This is a genomic window from Bradyrhizobium sp. YCK136, assembly GCF_044570075.1.
GTDB classification, from domain to species: domain Bacteria; phylum Pseudomonadota; class Alphaproteobacteria; order Rhizobiales; family Xanthobacteraceae; genus Bradyrhizobium; species Bradyrhizobium diazoefficiens.
Genome location: NZ_CP172424.1, coordinates 6,795,076 through 6,815,760, shown reverse-complemented (window position 1 = coordinate 6,815,760; position 20,685 = coordinate 6,795,076). Strand labels below are relative to the sequence as shown.

Here is a 20,685-nt window from a genome sequence, read left to right as displayed (position 1 = left end):
GCACCCTCAGTGTTAGCGGCGCCGGGTCGACATCGCCCGGATGACCGCGATTGCGAGGTTTAGCGTCATCTCCTGCCGCATCACCTCGGCGAAGTCCTTGTAGAACGGCACGTCTTGCCGGATCGGGACCGACGGCCGCAGCGAATACATCAGCTTGATGCGGCCCTTCGCCTTGCGTGTCGATCGGCCCTGACGTTGGAAGATGAAGCGCCCGCGCTTGAAGCTGTTCCGTAAATTCTTCGGCTGCTGCTGCGTCCGCACGGCGCCGCCGCTCGTCCGCTGCACGTTGACCGACGACGGGATCGAGAGGTTGCCGCCCTTCGCCCGGCGCGTGCCGCCCTTGGCATGCAGAAACAGGTTCGCCCGACCGATCTTGTCGTAAATCTCGACCGTCAGATCGCCCTTCGTGGCGCGCGAGCCCTTCGTGGTCAGCGCGGCATTCATGAACGAACGATTCCGGACGGTCACTGACGACGGCCATGTCGTCTCGATCAGGTACGACCGGGTATTCTCGGCAGCCATGTTGAGTGTGGTCGCCATGATGTAGGGGATTTGATCGACCGTCGCGCCGAGGTCCATGGCACGCTGCGCGATCTGCGAGAAATCGAAATCAACCCCGAGCGTTGGCATGGGTGGTGGGTGTGCTCATAAGGCGTAGAGGTCAAGCTTCTGACGGCCAGGCGGAATTCTTACGCTTAGCCAGAGCCTTACTGCTTTTGCCCCTCAACGGAACATGTGCTCTCAAAAAAAGCGAACGCTGCTGCTCTCCGGACTGCTATATTTTGGCTGCCGGGCGGCTCGAATTCTGGTGAACGACCATGAGGCGGCGCGATTTCGTTGCCTTGATCACGTTTGCGGCGTTGTCGCTTCCACGACGGGCGCTTGCGCAAAAAAAGCCCCTTCGGATCGGTTGGCTCGTGTTCGACGATGCATCGCTGGGGCGGATCGATCAATCGCTGAAGGATGCGCTCGCGCAGGGCGCCTTCGCGAGCGGCAGCAATCTCCAGATCATTTACCGTTACGCCGAAGGCAACTCGACGCGACTCCGAGAGTTGGCGGAGGAACTCGTTGTGCAGAAGCCCGACCTACTGCTTGCGATTGGTGGCGACCTCATCAAAGCGCTGTTCGATGCAAGCGGGGGCGTCATACCTGTCGTGGGTGGCGTCAGCGACAGTCCGATACGAGCAGGTCTGGCCACGTCTCTCGCCAACCCTGGCAAGAATTTTACCGGTGTAACCTTTCTTACCGATGAAATGGCGGTCAAACGGGTGGAATTGCTAAGCGAGGTAGCTCCTAAGGCAAAGCGGGTGTCAGTCATTTTCAATCCGCAACATCTCGATGATGAGCTAACGTTTGCACGGAAAGCGGCACAATCGCTTGGCATCGATATAACAGCGCATCCGATTGGTAGCCCCGGAGAACTTGAGCCCGCGCTTCGTGCAGCAAGTACCAACGGCGCGAACGGTTTGTTTGTGGTCGCCTCGCGCCTAACTAATTTTGTCGCCCCAAGAATTGCCCAATATGGATTGGAGCAGCGGCTTCCGGTCATCGCAGCGTGGCGCGAATTCGCCGCCAGCGGGGCCTTGTTGTCGTATGGACCAGATAGGATTTTTGAGGCCAAGCGCATCGCAGGTTACGTGCAGAAGGTGCTGAACGGTACAAAACCGGCCGACCTGCCGATTGAGCAACCAGTGAAGTTCGAGCTTGTGATTAATCTGAAAACAGCGCGCAGCATTGGATTGCCGATTAGCCGAGAGTTGTTACTGCGTGCAGATGACGTGATTGAATGACCGCTCTTGGCCCAACCCCGACCTCGAGATCCGCTCTCGCGCCCGCTAACAGGGGGGGCAGCGGGCCACTGTCATATGCGCCCGGATCTGCGGCACGTGGTTCTTGAGTACGTGACCCCAAAAAACCGACCCCGCCGCCGGGATCGGTCGAACAGTCTTGCGTTAGTGGGAAATACCACGGCGGCCCGATCCATCAGCGCGTGGCTTTGGCCTCGGGCGCGTGCGCGTGCGCGTGCGCGAAGAAGGCACCGGTTTTTTCAAGTCGTCAACGTAATTTTCTGCGCGCTCTTTCGGCAGTTCGGGGAAGATGCCGGGCAAGAGATCGGCGTCCAAATTGATTACGTCGAGAGTAATCAGCCGTTTAGTCACCGCTTTGCGCAGCCGCGCGAGCGCCTCGGCGTAGCTCATGACGCGCCCAATTTTTTCTGCTTCGATCCGCCAGGCCCCCGCGGGTCACTTCAAATTCCTCCGGGTGTGGTCAGTCAAATTCCTCCACCCGCGAGGCAGGACAAGGGACTGTTAGTTTGAGTTTGTTTCCCGGGCAAGAGCTTCAGCGGCTTCTTTGAGCCGATAGCTGCGTCCGTCGAACTCAAGCAGATGGCAATGATGCATAAGGCGATCGAGGATCGTCGTGCTCATAGTGTTGTCCCCAAGGTATGCCCCCCAATCCTGCACGACGCGATTGGAGGTGACGATGACGCTGCGGCGCAGTTTGTAACGCTGATGGATCAGGGTCTGCAGCAAAGTGCCGGCGTCGTCGGGGATGGCGCGTGCGAGGAATAGATCGTCCAGCACGAGGAGATCGCAGTCGATGATGGTTCGCAGCCGGACCTCGCGTTGTGCCGGAGAGTTCAGGGCGTAGCGGTGAAAGAAGTCGTCGGTCTCAAGATACTGGACCTTGTGGCTTTGCAGGATCGCCTGATAGGCAATCGCCTTGGCGATGTGCGACTTCCCGGTGCCAGGTTTGCCAACAAGCAGAGCGTTCTCGCCAGCGGCAATGAACGCCAGGGTGTGGAGCTGGAAGCAGGTCTGACGTGGCAGTTTGGGATTGAAGGACCAGTCGAACTCGGCGAGCGTCAGCTTTTCGTCGAGCCCGGATTGCTGGTATCGCCGCTCGATAAGACGGGACTGACGACGGTCCAGTTCATCCTGCAGGATAAGGGAGAAGGTCTCGAGGAAGGGCTGGTTGGCGCCCTGCGCCTGGAGCACGCGCGTCTGCAGCGTGTCGCGGACACCCGACAGGCGCAGCTGTCGTAGGCAACGCTCAATTTCCGGCATGGTCATCATGTGGCTAGGTCTCCAGTTTAAGGTGAGAAGGTGCAGCGGGAGCGCTCGTGGCGCCGGAGTTGGCCGGGGTTGCGCAGGCGACACGAGCGCGGATTGCCGTGGCGTGATCGTCGTGAGCCTCGGCCTGCCGACCATTGTCGTCGGCGTCGCGCCGCACAGCGCGGCTGAAGAGGTCGCCGTATTCCGCGGGGGTACGGATCAGCGGATGATCCTGGGTGAGCGGCGATGCCGGCTGTGGCGTCACTCCAACCTGCTCGATCGCCTGTTCGAACAACCGCTCGACGGTCGCACGCACGTGCTTGTAGCGGTAGATGCGGTTGTCGATGGCGTGCGCGCAGGCCTGCTCGACCAGCCGCGCCGGATACTTCCGGCCCAGCCCGACAATGCCCCACATCGCGCGCTGTCCGGGGCGCCCTTCGGTGTCGAACACCTGCTGGCACAAGGCCCTGGTCTGCGGTCCGATGCGCTCGGCGCTCGCCAGCAGCACGGCGGTTTGCCGCGACGGGTTGAACGGCCGTTCGCTGGTCGGCAGGACGACAGAACCGGGGTGCGCCATCCGGGAATGAACACGCAGCAGCGCACGGGTGTGGCGATCACGGATCTCGATCGTGGTGGTGTAGATGCGCACGACGACCTGGCTGCCGATCGGCGCGGGCCGCGCGGCGTAATAGCTGTTGTCGACGCGTACGGTGGTGTCGTCGCAGACAGTCCGGACGACTTCGGTGAAGATGCGGAAGGGAGCGACAGGCAGCGGCCGCAGGTGCGGCTTCTCTTCCTGGAACATCGCCTCGACCTGACGGCGCGTGCTGCCGTGGATGCGTTTGGAAGCCCAGTTCTCCTCCCAGTGCCTCAAGAACTCGTTTTGCGCCTCCAGCGTCTCGAAGCGCCGTCCGGCCAGCGCAGTGCCCTGGGTATGTTGAATCGCATTCTCGACGCATCCTTTCCGATTTGGATCGGCCACGCGCGCGGGATCGGCGACCACGGCGTAATGAGCCAGCATCGCGCTGTAAATCGGGTTGAGCTGGGGCTCGTACAAATCCGGCTTGAGGACGCCTTCCTTCAGGTTGTCGAGCACGACATAGCTGGGGACCCCGCCAAAATACCGGAACGCCTCTTCGTGGAGCTGCGCCCAGACTTGTTGGCTGGACTTCCAGACTACCCGCCGGAAGCTGCGCCGCGAGTAGCGTAGCGTCATCACGAACAGGCGGGGACGACGGTACCGCCCGCTCTTCGGATCAACCGTCGGCGCGCCCTCGCCATAGTCGACCTGAGCTTCCTCGCCGGGGAGGAACTCAAGACGATCAAACTGCTCAGGATCAGCGTGCCGCAACCGGCGCACAAACCGCTTGACACTCTGGTAGCTGGACGGAAAGCTAAATTGATCAACCAGGTCCTGGTAAATCGCCTGCGCGTTCCGCTTCAGCCGGACCTGTTCTTCGATCCACGTCCGATGCGCTTCGCAAGCCGAACGGGCCAGGCTGCTGGTGACCGTCGCTTCCGATGTCCCAAAAGCCGGTGGTCGGGGTGGAGGAATTTGGCCGTCCGCGCTCACCGAGCCGGTGGTCACTTCCCCGGGGGAATTTGCCTCCGCACCGGCCCGCAGCGCCTGATAACGCCGGATCGTCTTGCGATCGACACCCGTCAGCCGGTGAATCTCGCGCTGGCTGGTGTTGCGATCAAGTAATGTAAGTACGGTGCTTTGCAGATGTCGCTTCAAGACGTTCAACTCCCCGGCCCCTTGCTGGCTAAAGGGGTCGAACATAAACGTCCTGCCTGACCGGCTACTGCTGTTCAGCGGCGCTGACGGCGATCATCAGGTGGGGGAGTTTCAAGTGACCATACCCGGGGGATTTTGACCGACCCACGGGGCCAGGCACGATAGGCGGCGTTGAACCAAGCGAGATCACCGGTCGCGTTAGCGTGGTTGATTGTCTCTTGCACATGGCGAACCGCCGCATGCACCCGCGACATCGCCGCGTCGTGGTTCGTCAGCGTGATCTTCCAGCGCGCGGCGACCGCCTCGACTTGGCGCCGGGCGAACTCGGCGCGGACCGCAAGCCTCCCCTCGGGATCGCGCGGCAGCACCTCGGTCGCCTCGGCCACGATCGCCTCGGCGGTGTCGCGGTCCTTGACCCAATACGCGCAGCCGATCTCCGACAACGGCCAATTGTCCCGGATGCCATCGAAGGTCCGGCCGAGGTCGCGGGAGACGCCGACGATGCACGGCTCGCCGCGCGGGATCGTGGCGATATAGATCGCCGCCACGCCGAAAACGATCAGGTACTCCCTGTCCGCGCCATGGGGGATTTCAAGGTCCATCGTATCTCCACCCGCGCTTGCCGTCGCTCATTGATCACCTTGCAATGCGGCGTGCAGCGCCGCCGCCGCTTCCGCGCGGCAGGCGTCGCGCAGTTTCGCGGGCAAAGCCGCCCATGGCTTTCCCCGACGCCGGGCTTCCTCGCCGACAACCCTGTTCGCGACCGCGTCCCTGATCGCGATGGCGGCGGTCTCAATCATCGCCTCGGTGATCCGCATGGTGCCCTCCCTTAGAAGACCGGCTCGAGCTCGCCGCGCAGACCCTCGGCGATGACATCGCAGCCGCGATCGTGGTTGGCCCGCCATGTGTCGGCATAGCCGCCGCGCTTGACCGCGACCCATCCCGCGTCGCGTTCGAGAGAGTGCGCCAGGGCGACACAGTTGACCGCCCGGAGCAGATGCATTTGGCCGAGCAGGTAGCGGGCGGGCCAGCAGATCGCCGCCTCCATGCGGGTGACATCGCTGAAGGACGGCAGCAGGCGCGTGCGGTTCTGCATCCGCATCGTTTTCTCGAGTTCGCCTTGCGCCTGTTGAGCGAGCAAGTCCTCGAACTCGTAACTGTGGGCAGGCCACGGCGCGCCATAGCCCGCGACCGCGCGCATCGGGATCAGGCGCAGGGTTCGCATCGCCTCGGCGAGACGCTTGCCGACATGCGGGCCGCTCCAGACCGAGGGGGCGATGTCCTCCATTACGGCGTCTTCGAGCGGGTTGAATTTCAGCGGGTCATCCCGGCGGATCACGGGCACGTCACTCAAGGGCCATCTCCTTCTGCTTTTCGGCCAGTTCCTCGAACCGTTGCGTCTGCACGTCGAACCCCATGTTGATCGCGCCCTTGAAGCCGGTTTCCTCGAACCGAACCTTGGCGATGTGCACGGTGGATCTGTTGGCTTCCGGCGCGCGTTCGATGACGACGCCGTGGTCGCATTTGTTGAACCAGTGGGCCGACCCCTCGATATCGTAGAGCGTGGCGGTTCGGGCCCGGCCGTGCTCCCACACGTCCTTGGTCGGATGCGCCAGGACGATCACGGCGACCTCGTATTGCCGCCCGAAGCGCTTCAGCATGCGGATGGCCCGGCCGATGTATTCCGTCGAACTCTCATCGCGGCGCCGGGCGTGCTCGATCTCGTTCCATGGGTCGATGACCAGCACGCGGATGCCATCGCGCAGCACCGCATCGCGGGCTTTCTCGATGATCCATTCCAGCGTGATGTCTTCCTCGTCGGCGTCATTCGGATCGTGGTCGATGAACGTGAAGCTACCCTCGATGAACTCGTCGGCCTCGGCCGATGCAGCCGCGGTGCCCGCGATGATCCGGCGCAGCTTGTCGCGGAGATGCGGCACCGTTGGCATCTCGGCGGAGAAGACGGCCGAACGCCATCCGTAGGCGCGGGCGATGTTGACCAGCACGTTCAGCACCCAAGTCGATTTGCCGTGGCTCGGGATGCCGGTGACGACCATGAACTCGCCCGGGAACAGCTTCAGCCAAGCATTGTTGGCGGACGCGACGCTGTCGCCGTCGAACAGCGGCCAGCCGATCGAGATCGGGTGCAGCGCCGGGAGCGCCGGATACTCCGAGAGCCGATAGAGCCCGCGAACCGGATACTGTTTGGCCTCCCGCAGCACGGCGCTGACCGCATCGCGCCCGCACTGGCGCAGCACCTCGTTCAAGTCCTTGCAGCCCGGCGGGAACGTCACGAACAGACAGCGCACGGCGCCGAGCCGACGGACGATTTCGGCAGCGAGCCGTTGTCCTGGCCCGTCGTCATCGACTGCGAGAATGAACCGCTTGATCCGCTTCAACCGATCGCGGTTGAGCCACAGGAACTCGAACTTGCCGCTCGCCTCGGTCTGCGGATCGAGCGGCGACAGGCGTCCATCCTTCGGGACCGGCGGCGCGCCATCGGGCACCGAGACCGTGAGCGGCCAGCCGCAATCGATCGCGACCATGCCGTCCTCGATGCTCTCGGTGATCACGAGCGCTTGCGTGCCCGCTTCCAGAAGCGGGTCATCGAGCACGTCGGCGTTCCAGAACGTCCGCTTGCCGCCCTTGCGATGCCAGAAGAACTTCTCGCCATCGCGCTCGGTGCGATATTTCTCGTTCACGACGACGCCGTGCTCGATGAACGGATAGACGAGGATGTTGCCGCTCGGGTTGGCGACGACATGCCGGTTCGGCTTCTCACCGACGAGAGTACCCGTATAAATCTCGAACTTGGCGGCCAGCTCGGGCGATATCCCCCGGGCCTCGAAGAACTCGACGTGTCGCGTCGCGAGCGTCGTCATAGCGATAGCTCCCATGGAATTCGTCGCAGTGGAAACAGCGGAAGAAAAAGCCGTCCGCATCGCAGCGGATGGACAGGCACTTGTGGGTCTTCTTGCGCCGCAGATGTGAGCAGGCCGGGCAGCGGAGTTCGTGGGTGCCGCTATGCGAGCGCGGGTCGAAGCCGATCCGGGCGAACATCCGCAGCACCTCGTCCAGCGACAGGCGGCGCGTCATGGCTGCACCACCCTTGGCGGCTCATGCTCGGGCGGGGCCCGGATGATGGCGCCGATGTATTCGCGGGGATCGTGCTTGGTGGACGCCTGTTCGATCGCCGCACGCGCCAGCGGGACCTTGCCGCCCTTCGCTTTGAGCAATCGCGAGACGAGGCCTCCCGCAGCACTGCCGAGGACTTCCTTGCCGCGCCGGAACAGTTCGGTCTCCGCGTCAGACGGCGGTGGCACCTTGGCCGGTCGCGGCGGCGGGACCGTCTCGCCGAAGTCCAATTCGCCAGAGCCCGAGCGCGCGCCAATCGGCGCGGCATGGTCCTCGGTCCTAGGTCCATGGTCCACGGTCCTAGGTCCAAGGTCCGTCGACGAGGGCTCGCGAGGGCTCGCGAGCAATCGCGTAGCCTCGCTGACAACCGGCAAACGCGAGGGCGTCGGGCGATCAATCTTCTGGTGTTTCAGCCAGTTATCGATTTGCAAATACGTGGCGCCCTCAACCACGTAACGGGTGATGCAACCATGGCGTTCAAGCTCGGCGAGCCAGCCGTCCATGAGCCCCGGCGCATCGTCGTCGTATGGGTAGAGAAGGCTCGCGAGCATTCGCGAGGCCGCGCGAGCCCTCCCTTCGTCATCGGCGAGGGTCCACAACTGGATGAACAGCAGGCGCGCCTCGCGGGACAGTTTGCCGATGGTCTCAGATTGCGGAAACTCGGGCTTGATCGTCCTGATGCGTGCCATCAGACCCTCCCGGCGTTGGCTCGAAATACCGCGCTCGCGAAACCTGCGGCGTGATCCTGCGGGTGTCGGCGCGATCGGCAGTCGGCGAGAAATTGAGGATTGCGGAGCCCAGCACCGGCTCGACGCACGTAGGCTCGGCGAACAGATCACCGACCCGGACCTTCTCCGGCATGACGAACCCGCCGCCAACCCACAGGCACGTTTGCTTTGTATAGGGGGCGTCGTAGTCGCAGGGGTCGAACGTGTAGTCGGGATCGCGCCAGTAGGTCGAAAGCGTCGAGACAGGGTTCTCGATCATGTAGGGCGCGCCGCTGTCCTCGCAGGCACGCCGAGAGGCATCGACAACTTGCAGCGCATGGATCAGCGCGCCGAGGCCCTTGCCCTTGAACCACCAGCGCGCGCCCGAGACCGCGAGATGCGAGCACGGCGGAAATGCAAAGACGATGACCGGGCGCGGCAGATGGGGCGGATACCGCCATTGCGTGATGTCGGCGACGACATGCTGGCGGCGATGATGCTCCCGGGGCGCCGGTTGAAGATCGACGGTGATCGCCGAATAGCCCGCCTCGATCCACGGCAGCACCATGGTGCCGGTTCGATCGCAGAGCGACAGGACAATCCCGCCCGCGTTCATGCAATCCTCCGCCGGAACAGGGGTGAGGTTTGCAGCGCGAGCTTCGGGTCGAAGACCGAGGCTTGATAGTGCCAGAGCGCTAGCGCATCGGCCGCATTGTCATCGCTCGGCGCCCAGCCGAGACGATTGCAGGCGTCGATGGTCGCCGACTTCGCTTCCTTCCGCTTGATCCGGTTGGTGCCGAGGAAATGCTCGCGGACCTCCGAGACCTTGGCCTCGCGCACGTCATAGCCGCCCGCGTGGCCGTATTCCTCGACCACGGCGCAAAGCCCGATCAGCACGCGGATGATGTGCGCGGTCGTGAAGCCCGCCATGTGTTGGGGCGCCATGGGCGCCTCGAATACGATCAGCCGCACGTCGGGCTCAGTAGCAAGGAAGTCGGCGAGCCATTGCCGACACCCCGCATAGATCGCGCCGAGGCTGGCGCCCTCGCGGGCATAGCGCACCGAGCCGGATCGCGGCTTGTCCTCGTGGGGAAAGCCGCAAGCCCAGCCGGTGCGCGATGCGAGATCGAGCGCCAGAATACGGGGCGCGTGCGCCATGCCGCCCTCCCGTCAGTGGGCGGTCGCGCTGACGTTTCCGTGCACGGCGGACATCGCCGCCGCCCGCCAGAGCGGCAAATCCTTCACGCCCTCGGCCGTCGCGAGCATCGAGAGGATGTGCTGCTGGTCCTGCTCCAGCTCCTCGTAAATCTCCCGGTTCTTCGCCTCGTTGATCCTGATCTTGACCAGCGACCGAAGCTCCTTGGTGGGGATGCCGCGCGCCTTCGCGTCCTTGAAGCAGGCGTTGATGCTCTCGCGGATATTTCGGCACCGGGCCATCGATGACCCGCGCTCGGACGCCAGATCGGCATGATAGCCGTCGATCTTGCCGAGGACTTCCTGCACGATCTCGGGGTCGAGATCGTTCGTCTGCGTTGCTGCTGCCTTCGCCATATGAAAGGTCCCTTTGCGTTAGCGGGGCCTCGGCGAACTGGGATCATCGCCGGGCCGCGCGTGGTCGCATCGGGGCCCCGGGCATTAGTCCCTCCCGTAGGTGACGAACAGGGCGTGGTGTTTCGGGCACCATGACGAGCCGGGCCGGTTCTTGGCGCCGCAGAACATGGCGAGGCCGTCCTCGCCACGTTCATCGAGCACGGCGCGGCAGTGGAAGCTTTTGGCTTGCAGGAACGGCACCGGCTTGCCGTTGGCCGCCTCGACCGGCGCGAGCTTGCGCTCAGGCTTCGGCGCCAGGACGACGACCGACGCCTTGGCTTTCGGCGGCTGCTTGGCGCTGGCTTTCGTCATCGGCGACTGGCCCTCGGGGCGTTTAAGCTTCAGGCGCAAGATTTTCCCGGAGACCGCGCTGCGCGTGCGGTGCATCGCGTCGGCGATGACCGATGACGACGCGCCCTCGGCGACCCAGCGCCGCAGGGTTTGTTCAGCCGCATCATCCCATGTCGAGTGAAAGACCATCGGGCCGCCCCGTTTGTCGCGAAGCACGACGGTCGTTTTAATAGTCACTGCTTCGCGTCATCGTCATCTGTTTTCTGCGGCCCGTACCCACCAATTGCGTAACTCATGACCGGCGGACAAACGCGAACTAACGCTGACAACTCGCTGCGAGTTCGTTGGTTGGTGGCAGCAGTTGTGGCGACACGTTGAAGTTGATCCGTACCCGCTTTTTTTGATCGTCCATGTTGACAGCTTGATCGAAGCGGGCGGACAATCGCGATGACAGGCAGATTGAAGCAAACAATAACGCACTGACCTGATCACCACGGCGCACCGCCTGCGGACTACGAGCGGGTGGCCCTCACACCAGACAAAAGCATCAGCGATGCCGCGCTCCAAGTGCACCTTGGGACCGGTGGGATTGGTTTCTGTGCGTTCCTTGCAACGCTGCAAGGCTAAGGGAGGTCGGCATGCAGTCGATCCGGTGGGACGGGAAAACGATCACGGTACCCGGCATTTATCGGGATATCCCGCTGCACGACTATCACCGCGCCGACCTCTGCGATGCGATCAGCGTCTCGTCGTCGATGTTTCGCAACATCGTTAACAAATCACCAAAGCACGCGTTCGACAAATCGTCGCTCAACCCCGATCGCGAGGACAGCGAGATCGAGAGCGAGGCCATGGTCCTCGGTCGTTTCGTGCACAAGGCAGTTGCGGGCGAGCCCTTCGATGACGACACGGTCATGCGCCCGGCCACCGTCGGCGGGTTCGCGTACAACGCGAACAGGAAGGAATGGCGCGACTGGCTCAAGGAGCAGCGCGACGCCGGAAAGTTCGTCATCTCGCCCGCGCTCGCCGAGCGGGCCAAGGGCATGATCATCGCGCTCGGTCAGTTTCCGCTCGTGCAGCAGGGCATGCTGGGCGGATCGCCCGAGCGCTCGCTGATCTGGAAGGACCCGCGCGGCTTCTGGAAGAAGGCGCGGCCCGACGAGATACCGAACGACAGCGGCGATTTCATCGATCTGAAATCGACCCACTCGGTCCTCTATCGCGACACGCAGCGCTCCATCATCGACTACGGCTATCACCAGCAGGGCGCGATGGTGATCGAGGGCGCGCGGGCGCTCGGCATTCCGGCATCATCGTTCACGCTGCTGTGGGTCGAGAGCAAGCGTCCGCATTGCGTCCGGGCGCAGACGCTCAAGGACGAGGACTTGGCGCGCGGCGCCGCCCTGAATGAACTCGCCGCCAAGACGTTCTGGCAGTGCTTCCAGAGCGGCGTCTGGCCCGGCCCGGGCGATGATCGCGCCGACGCAGAGTATGTCGATTTGCCCGACTGGTATCGCCAATCGGTTGATGACCGGATCAAGTTCGAATTGCGGGAGGCTGCGTGATGACTGATCAAACCGTCACCACCGAGGCCCCGCAGACGCCGCCGCCCTCGCAACAGCAGGCGCAGCCCGATCGTGTGACCCGCCGCGACCTTGTGGAGGGGAACGCGGAGAAGGTGGTCACCGAGCGCACCGAGGCCGTGACGCTGTTCAAGGGCGGGGGCGTCGATTACACGAACCTGCGCGATCTGGTCGATGCCGCGAAGCTGCTGGCGGCGTCCGGGCCTTATCTGCCGCCCTTCATGCAGGGCAACGTCGGCGCCTGTTTCGCCAATTGCATGCGGGCGCAGGAGCTTGGCGTCTCGCCGCTCGCCCTGGCGAAGTGGACCTATGTCGTCGAGCAGTTTGTCGGCGGCCAGAAGGTCGAGCAGGTCGCCTACGAGAGCCAGATGTTTCACGCGGTGGTCGAGGCGCGCGCCCCGATCACCACGCGCCTACAAGTCGCCTATGAGGGCGAAGGCGACATGCGGCGGTGCCGGGTGTGGGCGACCTTCAAGGGCGAGAAAGAGCCGCGCCATTTCCCGCCGCTCGATGCTGCGCCGGATCAGTTCACGCTCGGCAAGCTGCGCCCGAAGCGGAACGACAGTGGCCGGATCAAGGGCTCGCCGCTTTGGGACACCAAGCCAGACCTGCAACTGTTCTACAACATGAGCCGCGATTGGGCGCGCATGTACTGCCCCGATGTCATCTCGGGCATGTACGGCCGCGACGAGATGGAGGACGCGGGCTTCACCGTCGCATCTGAGGCCGCGCGCGATGTCTCCCCGCGTCTGACGGAACGCCTGCGCGGCACCGCGCCGTCGATCGGTCAGGCGGCTATTGCCGCGATCGATGCGCAAGCCGCAGAACACGCCCCGAAATCAAAAGCGAAGGCGCCTACCGAGGGCCCCTCGGGCGACGCGTAAAGACTGGAAGGAGTGGGAAATGCCTGACTTCTGCGACCGCGACGGCTCGTCCTGTGCTGCGCCTATCACCGCAACCCGGCTCGGCGACGTTCTCCGCATCGAGGCGGCCCCGCGCCATGGCGGCGCGTCCCGCCCGTTGCTCCCCTCGCAGGACATCCGCGTCATGCTGTTCGCCGAGCGGGAGTTTCGGCGCCAGCGCGCCGCGCGCGGCTACATGAAGCAGTGCGATCAGGCGTTCGCCTGCATCGTCAAAGGTTATGGCGCCCAGCCCAGCGTCGTCACTCGGCCCGATCGCGACCCCGAGCTGATCGAGTTGCGCCAGAAGATGATGGCGTTCGTCGCGGTCGCGACCGGGGCCACGCACCGTCAGGTCGGGCTGGTCTTCAAGCGCGATCACTCCTCGGTCGGATCGGCCTGCGCCCGGTTCGCCGCCGCTGTTCGCGCCACCATCTCGTCGGCCCAACCAACGAGCGAGCCTGATGCGGAAACTGATGCGTGAGATTGTCACCTTGGTGCGGCAGGCCGGGGGATCGGACGTGTGGGTCTCCGAGGGCGGCAAACACACGCGCGTCCACTTCACCGGCCCGAACGGTCGGAAATCCCATCTCCTGATCCATCGCGGCGCGACGGTCACCACCCGCTACGCCGCGATGATCCGCTCCCAACTCCGTCGGAAGATCGCGCCACGAGCGTGTAACCCGGAGTGTCACCGAGGATGAGCGCGGCATTCACGGTCGGTCTGATCGCTGGCCTCGTCTGCGTCGGCAGTCTCGGCGCAATCATCATGGCGATTTTCGTCATGGGCAAGGACAGCGATTTTCCAAGGAGAGCACTATGACCCTCGCGAGCGAAATCACCAATTTGGAGACCGAGTTGCAAAGCAGCCGCGTTGAGGCCGAAGCGCTCGGCAAGAGGAACGCCGTCCTTGAATTTGAGAATGACAGCTTGAAGCAGCAACTTGCCAAGGCAAACGCCGACCGCGACGCGCTGATCCGGCGCTCGGAGGCGATCAAGAGCCTGCTCGATCAATGCGGAGCCACCTTGATGCACGGCTTGAAGCAATACGCCGCCGAGCGCGAGGTCGAGCGCCGCGAGGAGGCGAGCGGCGAGATCGAGAGCGGCATGGCCGCGATCGTCGCCCGCCGCAACGGCGGGGCCATTCATACGGATGGCCCGCAAACCGACCACTGACCATGACAACGGGAGACTGACGTGAGCACCGAACCGATGCTGCAATTCTTCGCCTACTCGCATTTGAAGCCCGAACTTCAACCAACCAGCGCCAAGTTTGCCGAGGTCGCCGAATGGGTGGTCTCGCTGCTGCCGCGCAATCCCGAGCGCACCGCCTGCCTTCGCAAACTTATCGAGGCGAAGGACTGTGCGGTGCGCGCCGCGATTTACAAGGAGGACGGACAATGAGAATCCCGAAATGCGCCGACATCCAACTCAAGACCGAGGGCGGCCAGGTTGAATTGCACATCAACGCCGCGGTGACTACGCGCACGGCTGCGGCCGAACTGATCGCGGCGATCCGGCAGATTGCCGGGGCGCTGGAAGCTGAGAAGCGCGGTCCGCGCAAGAAGGCCGTCACGACCGCCGAGGCCGCCTGACATGGGCGAGCGTCGGGCCTTACCGCAAAGGCGGCAAGCCGAGACCTTCGAGATCGAATTCGGGGGCCTCGAACGCCGCTATGCGGTGACGCTCGGCTTCTACGATGACGGCGCTCTGGGGGAGGTTTTCATCAGCGGCGGCAAGTCCGGTCAGACGGTCGAGGCGATCGCCCGCGATGGCGCGGTTCTGCTTTCGCCCGCCCTGCAATACGGCGCGTCGCTCGACAATATCGCCAGCGCCATCACCCGCGATGATCGGGGCGGCCCGTCATCGGTGATCGGCGCGGTGATCGATCGGCTCGCGCGAGGGGGCGACCAATGAATGAAGAACAGAGTACCCGGAATCAGAGCTGAGTGATACGGCGGCCTTTGAAACGGCGTTGACGGACCTTTTTCTTGGTCCAGACGAAGGGCTCGGCTCTGTCGTTGTATGCGTTGACGTAGGCATCGATGTGTTCCTGAAGCTGCTTGAGGCTCGTGAAGGAGGTGCCGCTGAGCGACTGCCCCTGCAAGATGGAAAACCATACTTCGACCTGATTGAGCCATGACGCACTTGTCGGCGTGAAATGAAATTGCACGTTGGGGTGGGCCTTGAGCCAGTCCTCGTTCTTTTTATGGGTGTTGAGGTTGTCGAGGATGACGTGAAGCTTGCGGTTCGGAAAAGCCGCGGTGACGCTGTTCATGAAATCGAGAAACTCGACGCGGCGCCGGCGTTTTGAATGGGTCGCGATGATCTTTCCGGTGGCGACTTCGAGCGCCGCAAACAATGTTGTGGTGCCATGCCGCTTGTAATCGTGGCTTTGGCCGGTCAAGGCGCGGCCATTGGGCAACTTCAGATAACCCTGCGCTCGCTCCAAAGCCTGGATCGAGGGCTTCTCGTCCACGCACAGCACAATGGCCTTCGCCGGCGGCGCGACATAGAGGCCGACAACATCGGCGGCTTTGGCCGTAAAGTTCGGGTCGTTGCTCTCGCACCAGGACTTGCGAGCCACCAGGTCAATCTTGTGGCTGCGCAGGAACCGCCAGACATATTGGACATCGACATCGCCCAGCGCCTCGGCCAGCAGGGGGCCGGTCCAGCGCGCAAACCCTTGCGGTGGCGGCTTATCCAGCAGCTTCAGAATCCGCTTGTCGGTCGTCTTCGTATAGATCGGCTGCTTGCCAGGCCGCGGCTTGTCTTGCAGCCCTTCAAGGCCATGGTCGGCATAGCGATGCCGCCAAAGGCTGACAATCCGCGGCTGGACCCCAACTTCCTTGGCGATCGACCGGGTGCTGCGCCCATCCGCCGCCAACAGAACTATCCGCGCCCGCTTCAAATCGCGCTGCAACGTCACCGGTGAGCGACAGCACGCCTCAAGCACCTTGCGATCTTTCCTCGAAAGGTGGACTTCTCTTGCTTCGGGTATCATCCCGACCTTGAATCACGACTCACGTTCCAAGAAAAGTGGGTAAGAGGGCCGAGGAACGGGCCGAACGTGACGCCGAGATCGCGCGCGACGCGGCCAACATTATCCTCGATCTGATGCAGGGTGCGCCCGTCAGCATCGCCTACAACATCATCGGCAACATCACCGTGTCGGTCTTTACAGCGGGCCGTTCCTCGAACCCGGCGCCGCCTTGGAGGAGTTCGATCATTAGGCGGCGTACACGCGCCAGATGATCGCCGAGCAGACCAAGGAGCGGCTGCAATGAGGAAAGAAATCTGGAAAGACGTGCCCGGGTTCGAGGGTCTGTATGCGGTATCCGACCTAGGCCACGTGAAGTCGCTTGAACGGGTTGCGCGCGGTGGTGCTATGCTGGTACCGGAGCGCATCTTGAAGCCAGCCAAGGCAACGCGCGGCGGTTATGACGTAGTGCAATTGCACAATCACGGCAGGCGCACGCTGCGCACCGTTCATTCGCTTATGGCTGCTGCCTTCATCGGTGCGCGCCCGCCAGGGATGGACATTTGCCATCGCAACGATGATCGGATTAACGATCTCGACAATCTTCGCGATGACATCCGCGCCGGTAACATCGCCGATGCAATGCGGAATGGTCGCACACCGAAAGGCGTTGCGCATTGGAATGCGAAGATGACGCTCGAAAAAGCAGACGAAATCAGGGCCGCCTATGCCGGTAAACGCGGAACGATGGCAGAGCTGGGTGACGATTTTGGCGTGACCGCATCGACTATTCATCGCGTCGTTCGTGGAGCCTGGAAATGAGGCGACGGGACTACATACCGCTCAAAACCCGGCTCGCGGCGACTCTCTGTGAGATACTGACCGACGACGGCACTGGGAAGCTTGTGAAGGTCATCCCGCACGAGGACGCGGTAAAGATGACCGAGGATCAAGTGCTGTCGCTCTTTCATTTCGACCACGCAATTTACCACGCGCAGGGCGGGGCGGATGCGTCCTGGAATTTGACGCCCACGCTGATCCCCGAGCACCGCGAGAAGACCCGCAAGCGCGATATCCCGCAGATCGCGAAGACCCGGCGGATCGAACAGCGCGAGGCCGAGTTTCGCGCCCGGCTGCTCGCGAAGCATCGAGGCGAACCGCGCCCGCCGAACCGCTGGCCGAAGAGCTCGTTCCAGAAGCGGAGGGCGCAGTCATGAGCGCGGACAAGGCGTTCGTTCACACGACTGTGCCGTATGGCGATGACGGCAAGCTGGTGCGCGGGATCATCGCCCGATGCGGTGCGCCGGGCTGCGAGGCCGCGATCCCGCTGCCGGTCAACACCTTGCAGAATTCTCGCGGCGACGACACCGAGATCGAATGGCGCTTCATCGCGCGCAAATTGGAGGCGAAAGGCTGGCGTGTCGGCCGCAGCCACGATGCCCATCGCTGCCCGCGCTGCTGCAAGGCCGCGAAATTCTCATCGATCAGGAAGGCGGAAGCCATGCAGAACGGAAACGCGATGACCGACAAACTCAAGGTCGTGAAGGACAACATGCGGGTGATGAGCCGCGAGGATCGCCGCATCATTTTCGAGAAGCTGAACGAGGTCTACGTCAACGACAAGATCGGCTATGGCGATGGGTGGACCGACGAGAAGGTCGCGAACGACCTCGGCATCCCGCGCGCATGGGTCAAGCTGATCCGCGACGAGAATTTCGGCGACGAGGTCGGCAACGAAAGCATCCGCGAGCAGATCAAGGACGCGCGCGAACTGCTCTCGCAGATCAAGGCGATCGAGCCGGGCATCAGCGAGGCGCAGCGGCTGATCGCGGTCGCCGACAAAATCGAGAAGTCGCTGGCCGAGATTGCCAAGGTGCTCAAGTGACCGAGGGGCCGGCCGTCCTGGCGACGATGATTTGCAGGAAATGCGAGCAGGAGAAGCCCGAGGCCGATTTCTACATGCAGGCCCGCGACGGCTATGCGCCCCGGCGGATGACAGTCTGCAAAGTCTGCCATCGGGCGCGCACCGCGCAGAGCACGCAGGAGCGGCGCCGTCGGGCGAGGGAAACGAGGCAATTGACGATGACCGAGGACGTAAAGGTGAGCGCGATCGATACCGCGAGCGGCCACCGGCTCGCGACCGTAAAGGAGGCGTGCCGCTACGGGAAATTCTCGCACACCAAATGCTACGAACTGATCAATGCCGGGCGGATCAAGGCGAAGAAATTCGACGCCCGGACTCTGATCGACCTCGATAGCATCGACGTCATGTATGCGGCGCTGCCCGATCTGGTGCCCAATCCGGGCGCTAAGTCTTAAGGGGCCCAGGCGATTCAAAGAAATGCGCCATCATCATCGCCACGACAGGACGGGCACTCATAAAGGCGCCGATGTCGGCTTTGAGGGCTAAGCTGAAATTTTCTGCTCAATCAGAGCATTGCCGATTTTGACCCAACTCAGACACCGCAAATGCAGCAATCGCCAGCATCATAACCAAAAAAGCCCCGGCGAGCCGGGGCTTTGGTTTGCGCAGACTGAAGCGATTAGTATCTGGCCGCGACCGGAGCGCCGTAGCCGCCGAAGCGATAGTTCAACCGGACGGTGACCATGTCCACATCCTGGCTGAACCGCTCGCCAAGGAGGGTGACGCCACCGGGCGTGACCACGCCTGCACCCACGAAGGTGCGGGTGTCATTCCCCATCCAGAGGTGGTCGTATTCAACACCGACCGACCAGTTCGGCGCGAAGCCATACTCCCAGCCGACGCCCAAGGCGCCGCCCCAGCGCGTGTGACTTGCCGAGTCCAGGCCGACTCCGGTGAGGTTGTTGAAGACATCAAGACGATTGTGGGTCACGGCGGCACCACCCTTCACATAGAGCAGCGAGGCGTTCCACGCCCAACCGAGTTGGGCCGTGAAGAGACCAATACCGTCGGTTTTTCCTGTGGTCGAAAGCAGCGGATCGATCAGGCTGACGCGCGTGTTCTTAATGTCGGCCCAATCGCCCTGCGCTTCCAATCCGAACACGAACTGATTGGTTTGCCAGCGATACCCGATCTGTCCGCCGACTAGGCCTCCGGAGCGAGAAGCGCAACCACCTGCGACTGTTCCAAGGTCAGTTACGAAATCCAAGCAACCGCGGCTTTGGCCCCATCCGCCGTTAGCGCCGATGTAGAAGCCAGTCCAGTCATAGATCGGAGAGACAATCGGGGGCGGCGCCTTGGTGTACGGACGCGCCGCCAGATCAGCCGCGGACGCAGGAGCAGATAGACCCACGGCCATCATCCCGGCCGCGGCAACCAGAAGCTTCTTCATGTAAGTGATCTCCCCAGAAACAAATACGAGAAACGGCGTGACGCCCCACTTTCGGAATCAATATTAGCCGGTTCGACTCTTGGTTGCTGTAGCTCGGCTACAACACTTGCCTCGGAAAACATCGCGCAAAGTGTTGATTTTCATTAAGAAATAAGGAGCATAGTACCGCCAACGTTCATGCGTCACGAAAAGAAACCAGCCTGACGATCTTTTGGGCTGCGATCGCTGGCTCGAACTGCACGAGAGCGGGACCTACGTACGGCTAGGAGCCGGCGCGGCTTGAGGTAGATCAACTGCCGAAGACGAGCACCGACGTGGCTGCGACGGTGAAGACTGCGGCCAAAATGACTAGTGTGAAAACTACGCTGTCGTTCATTGTTCAAAATTAGCATGGGCCAATTTCGGCTGACTATGCAGTTTCTGCCAGTTCTGCCAAGGGAAACCACGGGATCGATATCCAAGAGCAGAAAAATCAGGGAATCCAACTCCAGTTCGGTTGCCCATTTTCTCCCGGTCGACAAGAATGGCTGCATTGTTAGGCACGTGAATATTTCACTAATGAAATGCAATCGCACCCGCAGTGATGGCGCAGGCATGCAAAGGCAGATTAGCGCTTTGAGGTCAGAGCGCGGCGTAACGCGGCCCGAACTATCCGAAAGGGAAAAGCTGCTCGGCGAGATCCGACAGGCGATCAAGAAGCCTGGCGATGAGCAGCGAATCATCGCCTGGCTACTTAGCCGGCTCCGCATTCCTGACGCCGACCGCTGAACGCTCCGACGCGCGTCCGCGCCAACGACCGAGATGGGTCAGCCGGCCCGGCGTTACCCAGGCCCCCCTGCGAGCCGGCGCCTAGCCTCCGATCGGCCCTGAAAGCGTCTGCAACTCGGCCTCAATGGTCGCGATATCCTGCTCCAGCTGCGCAATAGACGACCGACAATCGAAGCCCGTCCTGGCCTTCAGGTCGACTGCCAAGCGCCGACGATGCGTCCTCAGATTCTCCAGCGACTGGCGGTCCTTAAGTCTTGTATAGCCGTCCACAATCAACTCAATCGCAGTCGACATGATCTTACCTCACAATCAAATTTCGGATCTGCAATACGGATAGGCTTTAGCGAGGAACGGGGGCGGAGTAAATCGACAAAGAAAAACCGCCGACCTTTGCGAGCCGGCGGGAGTTTGGACTGTAGATTGCGATCGGGGCTTCCGGTCGCCGTTCGACGGTAGCATGGCGGCACGCCAGCGAGAACCGCGTTACAAACCTGTGGCATGACCATTGCATAATTCAGGGCAACTGGGATTTCAGCGCTCAGTTAGAGAATAGGCGCTGCCGGGACGCTTAATTCGAGCCCGGCGACGCTTCACTTCCTTTCCCCTTGCGCCATCGCTACGGCG

General features: G+C 62.6%; 31 protein-coding genes. 15 read left to right on the top strand and 16 right to left on the bottom strand.

The features are described 5' to 3' along the window. Positions 1–12 precede the first annotated feature (12 nt). Positions 13–630 (bottom strand): hypothetical protein, encoded by a 618-nt coding sequence (locus ACFLEY_RS32855; protein WP_028154635.1) that lies wholly within the window; start codon positions 628–630, stop codon positions 13–15. A 188-nt stretch (positions 631–818) separates the two neighbouring features. Here ACFLEY_RS32855 and ACFLEY_RS32850 point away from each other — a divergent pair, with 188 nt between their 5' ends. After that, entirely contained in the window at positions 819–1,790 is a 972-nt protein-coding gene (locus ACFLEY_RS32850; protein WP_028153571.1) for an ABC transporter substrate-binding protein, read from the top strand. A gap of 162 nt (positions 1,791–1,952) precedes the next feature. On the opposite strand, the gene ACFLEY_RS32845 is transcribed toward ACFLEY_RS32850, so the two are convergent. The 12 genes from ACFLEY_RS32845 to ACFLEY_RS32790 all read right to left on the bottom strand — a co-directional run bounded on the left by ACFLEY_RS32845 (position 1,953) and on the right by ACFLEY_RS32790 (position 10,706). Beyond that, complete coding sequence (locus tag ACFLEY_RS32845; RefSeq protein ID WP_129557430.1) at positions 1,953–2,198, bottom strand: hypothetical protein; 246 nt, start codon at positions 2,196–2,198, stop codon at positions 1,953–1,955. A 111-nt stretch (positions 2,199–2,309) separates the two neighbouring features. Beyond that, positions 2,310–3,077, bottom strand: a complete 768-nt coding sequence (gene istB / locus ACFLEY_RS32840) for an IS21-like element IS1631 family helper ATPase IstB (protein ID WP_038952109.1) — start codon at positions 3,075–3,077, stop codon at positions 2,310–2,312. 4 nt (positions 3,078–3,081) lie between these two features. Beyond that, the gene (istA, locus tag ACFLEY_RS32835) at positions 3,082–4,839 is read right to left on the bottom strand and encodes an IS21-like element IS1631 family transposase (protein ID WP_129557431.1); all 1,758 of its coding nucleotides are present in this window, start codon (positions 4,837–4,839) and stop codon (positions 3,082–3,084) included. A 29-nt stretch (positions 4,840–4,868) separates the two neighbouring features. Beyond that, positions 4,869–5,396, bottom strand: coding sequence for a hypothetical protein (locus ACFLEY_RS32830; RefSeq protein WP_060909902.1), 528 nt, complete (start codon positions 5,394–5,396; stop codon positions 4,869–4,871). A 27-nt stretch (positions 5,397–5,423) separates the two neighbouring features. Next, a complete protein-coding gene (locus ACFLEY_RS32825; protein ID WP_028153569.1) occupies positions 5,424–5,612 on the bottom strand; it encodes a hypothetical protein in 189 nt (62 codons plus the stop codon). 11 nt (positions 5,613–5,623) lie between these two features. Further along, positions 5,624–6,148: a hypothetical protein gene (locus tag ACFLEY_RS32820; RefSeq protein ID WP_129557432.1), complete on the bottom strand. Its 525-nt coding sequence runs from the start codon at positions 6,146–6,148 to the stop codon at positions 5,624–5,626. Further along, complete coding sequence (locus ACFLEY_RS32815) at positions 6,141–7,676, bottom strand: DnaB-like helicase C-terminal domain-containing protein (protein WP_060909904.1); 1,536 nt, start codon at positions 7,674–7,676, stop codon at positions 6,141–6,143. Before ACFLEY_RS32815 ends, ACFLEY_RS32820 begins: the two co-directional genes overlap by 8 nt. Before the next feature lie 210 nt (positions 7,677–7,886). Next, positions 7,887–8,618: a hypothetical protein gene (locus tag ACFLEY_RS32810; protein ID WP_060909905.1), complete on the bottom strand. Its 732-nt coding sequence runs from the start codon at positions 8,616–8,618 to the stop codon at positions 7,887–7,889. Next, a complete protein-coding gene (locus tag ACFLEY_RS32805) occupies positions 8,575–9,204 on the bottom strand; it encodes a hypothetical protein (RefSeq protein ID WP_304567010.1) in 630 nt (209 codons plus the stop codon). Before ACFLEY_RS32805 ends, ACFLEY_RS32810 begins: the two co-directional genes overlap by 44 nt. Positions 9,205–9,248: 44 nt before the next feature. Further along, complete coding sequence (locus ACFLEY_RS32800) at positions 9,249–9,794, bottom strand: hypothetical protein (protein WP_049831971.1); 546 nt, start codon at positions 9,792–9,794, stop codon at positions 9,249–9,251. Between the two features lie 12 nt (positions 9,795–9,806). Next, positions 9,807–10,187, bottom strand: coding sequence for a GapR family DNA-binding domain-containing protein (locus ACFLEY_RS32795; RefSeq protein ID WP_060909907.1), 381 nt, complete (start codon positions 10,185–10,187; stop codon positions 9,807–9,809). An 84-nt stretch (positions 10,188–10,271) separates the two neighbouring features. Then, a complete protein-coding gene (locus ACFLEY_RS32790; protein ID WP_129557433.1) occupies positions 10,272–10,706 on the bottom strand; it encodes a GcrA family cell cycle regulator in 435 nt (144 codons plus the stop codon). Between the two features lie 449 nt (positions 10,707–11,155). Here ACFLEY_RS32790 and ACFLEY_RS32785 point away from each other — a divergent pair, with 449 nt between their 5' ends. The 8 genes from ACFLEY_RS32785 (at position 11,156) to ACFLEY_RS32750 (ending at position 14,916) form a co-directional block, all read left to right on the top strand. Beyond that, complete coding sequence (locus tag ACFLEY_RS32785) at positions 11,156–12,082, top strand: PD-(D/E)XK nuclease-like domain-containing protein (RefSeq protein ID WP_060909909.1); 927 nt, start codon at positions 11,156–11,158, stop codon at positions 12,080–12,082. Beyond that, the gene (locus ACFLEY_RS32780) at positions 12,082–12,984 is read left to right on the top strand and encodes a recombinase RecT (protein ID WP_028153563.1); all 903 of its coding nucleotides are present in this window, start codon (positions 12,082–12,084) and stop codon (positions 12,982–12,984) included. The genes ACFLEY_RS32785 and ACFLEY_RS32780 overlap by 1 nt, the downstream gene beginning before the upstream one ends. A 19-nt stretch (positions 12,985–13,003) precedes the next feature. Next, positions 13,004–13,483: a hypothetical protein gene (locus ACFLEY_RS32775; RefSeq protein WP_028153562.1), complete on the top strand. Its 480-nt coding sequence runs from the start codon at positions 13,004–13,006 to the stop codon at positions 13,481–13,483. 216 nt (positions 13,484–13,699) lie between these two features. Next, positions 13,700–13,822: a hypothetical protein gene (locus tag ACFLEY_RS32770; protein ID WP_256461382.1), complete on the top strand. Its 123-nt coding sequence runs from the start codon at positions 13,700–13,702 to the stop codon at positions 13,820–13,822. Further along, positions 13,819–14,175, top strand: a complete 357-nt coding sequence (locus tag ACFLEY_RS32765; protein WP_028153560.1) for a hypothetical protein — start codon at positions 13,819–13,821, stop codon at positions 14,173–14,175. Before ACFLEY_RS32770 ends, ACFLEY_RS32765 begins: the two co-directional genes overlap by 4 nt. 21 nt (positions 14,176–14,196) lie before the next feature. Continuing rightward, positions 14,197–14,403, top strand: a complete 207-nt coding sequence (locus ACFLEY_RS32760) for a hypothetical protein (protein ID WP_028153559.1) — start codon at positions 14,197–14,199, stop codon at positions 14,401–14,403. Then, positions 14,400–14,594, top strand: a complete 195-nt coding sequence (locus ACFLEY_RS32755; protein WP_060909911.1) for a hypothetical protein — start codon at positions 14,400–14,402, stop codon at positions 14,592–14,594. The genes ACFLEY_RS32760 and ACFLEY_RS32755 overlap by 4 nt, the downstream gene beginning before the upstream one ends. Position 14,595: 1 nt before the next feature. Next, positions 14,596–14,916: a hypothetical protein gene (locus tag ACFLEY_RS32750; protein ID WP_028153557.1), complete on the top strand. Its 321-nt coding sequence runs from the start codon at positions 14,596–14,598 to the stop codon at positions 14,914–14,916. 22 nt (positions 14,917–14,938) lie between these two features. Here the strand turns inward: ACFLEY_RS32750 and ACFLEY_RS32745 are convergent, their stop codons facing one another. After that, positions 14,939–16,003: an IS630-like element ISRj1 family transposase gene (locus tag ACFLEY_RS32745; protein ID WP_026192128.1), complete on the bottom strand. Its 1,065-nt coding sequence runs from the start codon at positions 16,001–16,003 to the stop codon at positions 14,939–14,941. Between the two features lie 35 nt (positions 16,004–16,038). On the opposite strand from ACFLEY_RS32745, the gene ACFLEY_RS32740 reads away from it, so the two are divergent. From ACFLEY_RS32740 to ACFLEY_RS32720, 5 genes are all read left to right on the top strand, one after another. Next, complete coding sequence (locus tag ACFLEY_RS32740; RefSeq protein ID WP_129557435.1) at positions 16,039–16,254, top strand: hypothetical protein; 216 nt, start codon at positions 16,039–16,041, stop codon at positions 16,252–16,254. A 28-nt stretch (positions 16,255–16,282) separates the two neighbouring features. Then, on the top strand, positions 16,283–16,801 hold the full coding sequence (locus tag ACFLEY_RS32735) for an NUMOD4 domain-containing protein (RefSeq protein ID WP_082755803.1): 519 nt from the start codon (positions 16,283–16,285) through the stop codon (positions 16,799–16,801). 116 nt (positions 16,802–16,917) lie between these two features. Further along, on the top strand, positions 16,918–17,196 hold the full coding sequence (locus tag ACFLEY_RS32730) for a hypothetical protein (RefSeq protein ID WP_129557436.1): 279 nt from the start codon (positions 16,918–16,920) through the stop codon (positions 17,194–17,196). Continuing rightward, positions 17,193–17,864, top strand: coding sequence for a hypothetical protein (locus ACFLEY_RS32725; protein WP_060909914.1), 672 nt, complete (start codon positions 17,193–17,195; stop codon positions 17,862–17,864). Before ACFLEY_RS32730 ends, ACFLEY_RS32725 begins: the two co-directional genes overlap by 4 nt. Then, on the top strand, positions 17,861–18,298 hold the full coding sequence (locus ACFLEY_RS32720; protein WP_207794713.1) for a helix-turn-helix domain-containing protein: 438 nt from the start codon (positions 17,861–17,863) through the stop codon (positions 18,296–18,298). The genes ACFLEY_RS32725 and ACFLEY_RS32720 overlap by 4 nt, the downstream gene beginning before the upstream one ends. A 224-nt stretch (positions 18,299–18,522) precedes the next feature. Here ACFLEY_RS32720 and ACFLEY_RS32715 read toward each other — a convergent pair whose 3' ends face one another. After that, positions 18,523–19,293 (bottom strand): outer membrane protein, encoded by a 771-nt coding sequence (locus tag ACFLEY_RS32715; protein ID WP_060909915.1) that lies wholly within the window; start codon positions 19,291–19,293, stop codon positions 18,523–18,525. A gap of 390 nt (positions 19,294–19,683) precedes the next feature. Here ACFLEY_RS32715 and ACFLEY_RS32710 point away from each other — a divergent pair, with 390 nt between their 5' ends. Further along, positions 19,684–20,061 carry a hypothetical protein gene (locus ACFLEY_RS32710; RefSeq protein ID WP_129557437.1) on the top strand — a complete coding sequence of 126 codons (378 nt, stop codon included), beginning with the start codon at positions 19,684–19,686 and terminating at the stop codon, positions 20,059–20,061. A gap of 81 nt (positions 20,062–20,142) precedes the next feature. Here ACFLEY_RS32710 and ACFLEY_RS32705 read toward each other — a convergent pair whose 3' ends face one another. Further along, a complete protein-coding gene (locus tag ACFLEY_RS32705; RefSeq protein WP_035669564.1) occupies positions 20,143–20,355 on the bottom strand; it encodes a hypothetical protein in 213 nt (70 codons plus the stop codon). Positions 20,356–20,685 lie beyond the last annotated feature (330 nt).

Excerpts from the sequence above, each read along its gene's own strand:
- ACFLEY_RS32855 (WP_028154635.1), bottom strand. The coding sequence starts at position 630 with ATGCCAACGCTCGGGGTTGATTTCGATTTCTCGCAGATCGCGCAGCGT.
- ACFLEY_RS32850 (WP_028153571.1), top strand. The coding sequence starts at position 819 with ATGAGGCGGCGCGATTTCGTTGCCTTGATCACGTTTGCGGCGTTGTCG.
- ACFLEY_RS32845 (WP_129557430.1), bottom strand. The coding sequence starts at position 2,198 with ATGAGCTACGCCGAGGCGCTCGCGCGGCTGCGCAAAGCGGTGACTAAA.
- istB (WP_038952109.1), bottom strand. The coding sequence starts at position 3,077 with ATGATGACCATGCCGGAAATTGAGCGTTGCCTACGACAGCTGCGCCTG.
- istA (WP_129557431.1), bottom strand. The coding sequence starts at position 4,839 with ATGTTCGACCCCTTTAGCCAGCAAGGGGCCGGGGAGTTGAACGTCTTG.
- ACFLEY_RS32830 (WP_060909902.1), bottom strand. The coding sequence starts at position 5,396 with ATGGACCTTGAAATCCCCCATGGCGCGGACAGGGAGTACCTGATCGTT.
- ACFLEY_RS32825 (WP_028153569.1), bottom strand. The coding sequence starts at position 5,612 with ATGCGGATCACCGAGGCGATGATTGAGACCGCCGCCATCGCGATCAGG.
- ACFLEY_RS32815 (WP_060909904.1), bottom strand. The coding sequence starts at position 7,676 with ATGACGACGCTCGCGACGCGACACGTCGAGTTCTTCGAGGCCCGGGGG.
- ACFLEY_RS32810 (WP_060909905.1), bottom strand. The coding sequence starts at position 8,618 with ATGGCACGCATCAGGACGATCAAGCCCGAGTTTCCGCAATCTGAGACC.
- ACFLEY_RS32805 (WP_304567010.1), bottom strand. The coding sequence starts at position 9,204 with ATGGTGCTGCCGTGGATCGAGGCGGGCTATTCGGCGATCACCGTCGAT.
- ACFLEY_RS32800 (WP_049831971.1), bottom strand. The coding sequence starts at position 9,794 with ATGGCGCACGCGCCCCGTATTCTGGCGCTCGATCTCGCATCGCGCACC.
- ACFLEY_RS32795 (WP_060909907.1), bottom strand. The coding sequence starts at position 10,187 with ATGGCGAAGGCAGCAGCAACGCAGACGAACGATCTCGACCCCGAGATC.
- ACFLEY_RS32790 (WP_129557433.1), bottom strand. The coding sequence starts at position 10,706 with ATGGTCTTTCACTCGACATGGGATGATGCGGCTGAACAAACCCTGCGG.
- ACFLEY_RS32785 (WP_060909909.1), top strand. The coding sequence starts at position 11,156 with ATGCAGTCGATCCGGTGGGACGGGAAAACGATCACGGTACCCGGCATT.
- ACFLEY_RS32780 (WP_028153563.1), top strand. The coding sequence starts at position 12,082 with ATGACTGATCAAACCGTCACCACCGAGGCCCCGCAGACGCCGCCGCCC.
- ACFLEY_RS32775 (WP_028153562.1), top strand. The coding sequence starts at position 13,004 with ATGCCTGACTTCTGCGACCGCGACGGCTCGTCCTGTGCTGCGCCTATC.
- ACFLEY_RS32770 (WP_256461382.1), top strand. The coding sequence starts at position 13,700 with ATGAGCGCGGCATTCACGGTCGGTCTGATCGCTGGCCTCGTCTGCGTC.
- ACFLEY_RS32765 (WP_028153560.1), top strand. The coding sequence starts at position 13,819 with ATGACCCTCGCGAGCGAAATCACCAATTTGGAGACCGAGTTGCAAAGC.
- ACFLEY_RS32755 (WP_060909911.1), top strand. The coding sequence starts at position 14,400 with ATGAGAATCCCGAAATGCGCCGACATCCAACTCAAGACCGAGGGCGGC.
- ACFLEY_RS32750 (WP_028153557.1), top strand. The coding sequence starts at position 14,596 with ATGGGCGAGCGTCGGGCCTTACCGCAAAGGCGGCAAGCCGAGACCTTC.
- ACFLEY_RS32745 (WP_026192128.1), bottom strand. The coding sequence starts at position 16,003 with ATGATACCCGAAGCAAGAGAAGTCCACCTTTCGAGGAAAGATCGCAAG.
- ACFLEY_RS32735 (WP_082755803.1), top strand. The coding sequence starts at position 16,283 with ATGAGGAAAGAAATCTGGAAAGACGTGCCCGGGTTCGAGGGTCTGTAT.
- ACFLEY_RS32730 (WP_129557436.1), top strand. The coding sequence starts at position 16,918 with ATGACCGAGGATCAAGTGCTGTCGCTCTTTCATTTCGACCACGCAATT.
- ACFLEY_RS32725 (WP_060909914.1), top strand. The coding sequence starts at position 17,193 with ATGAGCGCGGACAAGGCGTTCGTTCACACGACTGTGCCGTATGGCGAT.
- ACFLEY_RS32715 (WP_060909915.1), bottom strand. The coding sequence starts at position 19,293 with ATGAAGAAGCTTCTGGTTGCCGCGGCCGGGATGATGGCCGTGGGTCTA.
- ACFLEY_RS32710 (WP_129557437.1), top strand. The coding sequence starts at position 19,684 with ATGGGCCAATTTCGGCTGACTATGCAGTTTCTGCCAGTTCTGCCAAGG.
- ACFLEY_RS32705 (WP_035669564.1), bottom strand. The coding sequence starts at position 20,355 with ATGTCGACTGCGATTGAGTTGATTGTGGACGGCTATACAAGACTTAAG.